The organism is Vibrio sp. V01_P9A10T6 (assembly GCF_963877065.1).
Classification (GTDB): Bacteria; Pseudomonadota; Gammaproteobacteria; order Enterobacterales; family Vibrionaceae; genus Vibrio; species Vibrio anguillarum.
The window spans coordinates 1-2,988 of record NZ_CAWNTB010000112.1 but is presented as its reverse complement, the minus strand read 5'-3'; the positions used below and the strand labels follow the sequence as shown (position 1 = coordinate 2,988).

The 2,988-nt window shown below is 43.6% G+C and carries 5 protein-coding genes; all 5 read right to left on the bottom strand.

Annotated elements, in window-relative coordinates; translation table 11 throughout:
- Positions 1–1,036: heavy metal translocating P-type ATPase metal-binding domain-containing protein (locus AACQ21_RS06425; protein WP_146127558.1), on the bottom strand; the 1,036-nt coding region annotated here is incomplete at its 3' end.
- 3 nt (positions 1,037–1,039) lie between these two features.
- Positions 1,040–1,519, bottom strand: coding sequence for a FixH family protein (locus AACQ21_RS06420; RefSeq protein WP_017042885.1), 480 nt, complete (start codon positions 1,517–1,519; stop codon positions 1,040–1,042).
- 86 nt (positions 1,520–1,605) lie between these two features.
- Positions 1,606–2,583: a cytochrome-c oxidase, cbb3-type subunit III gene (gene ccoP, locus AACQ21_RS06415; RefSeq protein WP_013856895.1), complete on the bottom strand. Its 978-nt coding sequence runs from the start codon at positions 2,581–2,583 to the stop codon at positions 1,606–1,608.
- A complete protein-coding gene (locus tag AACQ21_RS06410) occupies positions 2,580–2,756 on the bottom strand; it encodes a CcoQ/FixQ family Cbb3-type cytochrome c oxidase assembly chaperone (protein ID WP_010320252.1) in 177 nt (58 codons plus the stop codon). Before AACQ21_RS06410 ends, ccoP begins: the two co-directional genes overlap by 4 nt.
- A gap of 9 nt (positions 2,757–2,765) precedes the next feature.
- On the bottom strand, positions 2,766–2,988 hold a 223-nt coding region (locus AACQ21_RS06405; RefSeq protein WP_181185611.1), incomplete at its 5' end, for a cbb3-type cytochrome c oxidase subunit II.

Below are 2,988 nucleotides of genomic sequence, written 5' to 3'. Positions count from 1 at the left end.
ACACTCGACCATCAGCAGGGACGTGTTCTCCAGGCAACACGCGAATTCGATCACCAAGAGCTAGAGTTTTTACAGGCACTTGACGGCCATCCAACGTAGTTGCAACCGCAGGGATCAATTTCAGTAAATTGCCGCTAGCCGCCGCGGCTTTTCTACGCGCCCGCATCTCTAAAAATCGTCCAACCAGTAAGAAAAAGGTAAACATTGAAATGGATTCAAAAAAGACTTCGCCTTGTTCAGTCACTGTCGCTATCAGACTAGCAACATACGCAAAAATAAGAGCGATAGAAACAGGGACATCCATACCTAATGTTCTGCCTCTAATACTTCGCCAAGCATTGAGGTAAAAGGGAAGGGCAGAGTATAAAAGTACGGGGGTTGCAAAGATCAAGCTAACCCAACGAAAATAATTGCGAAACTCAGAATCAAGATCACCGAAGACCTCAAGATAGAGCGCCACAGCAAGCATCATCACTTGCATGGTGGCTAGACCTGCAATACCCAAGCGATAAAGATATTGCTTCATTGATTGATGGTAGGCTGCCTCATGTGCGTCTGCTTCAAAAGGGGCAGCCTTATAACCTAATTTATGAATAGTGGAGAGTAATTCACTGAGTCGTGTTTGTGTCTTATCCCAACTGAGTAAAGCACGGTTGGTAGTGGTATTGACCCTTATCGAAATTACCCCATTTTTATGAGAGAGTTGTTTTTCAATTAACCAAGCACAAGCCGCACAGGAAACACCTTCTAACGATAACGTCACTTCGGACGTTTCGTTGTCGTTACGAACGAACTCTGCTTGTACATCATCATTATCATAATGAATGAGTGCTTTGAGCTGCTCTGGCACAAGCTCCACTTTATCTGCAGTGGTCGTTCGGTATTGGTAATAAGATACTAGGCCACTCTCTACAATGGTTTTAGCCACGGTTTCACAACCGGGACAACACATATCTCTGCTTTCACCTAGAATATCAACTTTATAATCCGTGTTGGCTGGTACATCTTCACCACAGTGGTAACACGCTTTGCACATAGTTTAATTCATTAATTGAGTAGAAGTTGGCATTGGAAACGTTACTCGACCTTGGATTAACCACTCCTCATTGTGAGGAGTGAGTTCGATGAACCAAGGGCCTTGTAACGGGGCAGGCAGGGTAATGCGATATATACCTTGTGCATCCGATGCGACAAGTTGTGTGAAATCACGGTCTGGCAGTGTCCGATGAGCAAACATCATTTTAATCGCGGGGTAGTGTTCAAGCTCACCTTTATTAAATTTGAAGATAATATCATTACCCTCAGAGTAGACTTCCGAGCTGAGCTTTAATGCTTTCGCTTCGTTAATTTTTGATAGGTCAATATTAATGCCTTTGCCTTTTTTGTAGTAATCCTCTGTCACCAATGACACTGAATTCTGAGAAAAGACGATAACCGTTGCAATCGTCCATATCACCACAGTTAACGGTAAGATGATCAGAAACCACGGCCAGAATTGTTTATACCAAGGAGTTACCATAAAAAAGTTCTCAACAACAAAATAAAGAAGGCTTATTAAAAAGAGAAGAAAGACAGCCCTAATAAAGAGCTGCCTTTGTTGTGCAATTAGTTCTCTGTATTGCTTAAACTCCACACGTAAGCAGCAACCAGTTGAACTTTATCTTCACCGAGAATGTCATTCCAAGCAGGCATAACACCTGATCGGCCATGCATGACCGTTTGAGTAACATCGGCTCTTGAGTCACCAAATAACCAATCGTTATCAGTAAGATCAGGTGCTCCAAACGCAGGGTTACCTTTACCATCCGTACCATGACAAGCGGCACAAACGACGAAGCGAGCTTTACCTGCTTCCGCTTCTCGAACGTTCACAGAACGCCCAGAAAGGCTTAGGGTATAACTCACCACTTCCTTCACACCTTGCTCACCGAGGACATCTTTCCAAGCTGGCATTTGTCCAATACGACCATGTCGGATAGTGGTCACAATCGCTTCTGGTTCACCACCATATAACCAAGCATTATCGGTTAGATTCGGAAAGCCTTTTTGACCACGAGCGTCAGAACCATGACACTGAGAGCAGTTTTGTAAGAATAAACGCTGACCAACCTTCAATGCATCAGAATCTGCTGCAATTTCAGGAATAGGGCGTAAATCCGAACCGCCGCCAGTATAAGCTAAGCGTTTAAATGCTTCACCAAAGTAGGTGTTTGCATCATCTAACTCTTTTGCATACTGTACTAACACTTTATTGTTTTGCGCATTTGCAATCGAGGCTTTGGACTCATCAAGAGAGCGAATGGTTTGATCTGAACTTTGCCAACCAAGTACACCTTTAAAACTACCTAACCCAGGATAGAGGGTCAGATAGATAGCGGCAAAAATAAACGTACTAATAAAAAGATAGGTCCACCATTTAGGCAGAGGGTTGTTGAGCTCACGAATACCATCGTATTCATGGCCCATATCCGAGCCTTCTTCCACTCCCATTTTGTCTTTTAAACACCAAACGAGCAGAATCGCACAGCCCAGCAAAGTTCCCACCGTAATGATGATGACCCATAGACTCCAAAATGTCGTCATTGTTTAGTCACTCCTTGTTCCTTAGAGGATTTGGGCTGTTCATCGGCAAAAATGAGGTTAGCCGCTTCATCGAAACGAGCTTTACGGTTTTTGCCATAGGCCCACCACACTACGCCTATAAAACAGACGAACAGCACTATGGTCCAAATACTGTGAATAGTACCGATATCCATAACTACCCCTTACTTCATTGCGTGACCAAGAGATTGAAGATAAGAAATGATTGCATCCATTTCTGATTTCCCTTCGACATCTTTTGCTGCATTCGCGATTTGTTCATCGGTATACGGCACACCAAACTGATTACGAAATAATTCAAGTTTGCTTTGCGTAAGCTTGCCGTCCAACACATTTTTTGCTAGCCAAGGAAAACCGGGCATGTTTGATTCAGGAACCAGTTCGCGA

Coding starts and splice junctions, on each gene's coding strand:
- AACQ21_RS06420 (WP_017042885.1), bottom strand. CDS start 1,519: ATGGTAACTCCTTGGTATAAACAATTCTGGCCGTGGTTTCTGATCATC.
- ccoP (WP_013856895.1), bottom strand. CDS start 2,583: ATGACGACATTTTGGAGTCTATGGGTCATCATCATTACGGTGGGAACT.
- AACQ21_RS06410 (WP_010320252.1), bottom strand. CDS start 2,756: ATGGATATCGGTACTATTCACAGTATTTGGACCATAGTGCTGTTCGTC.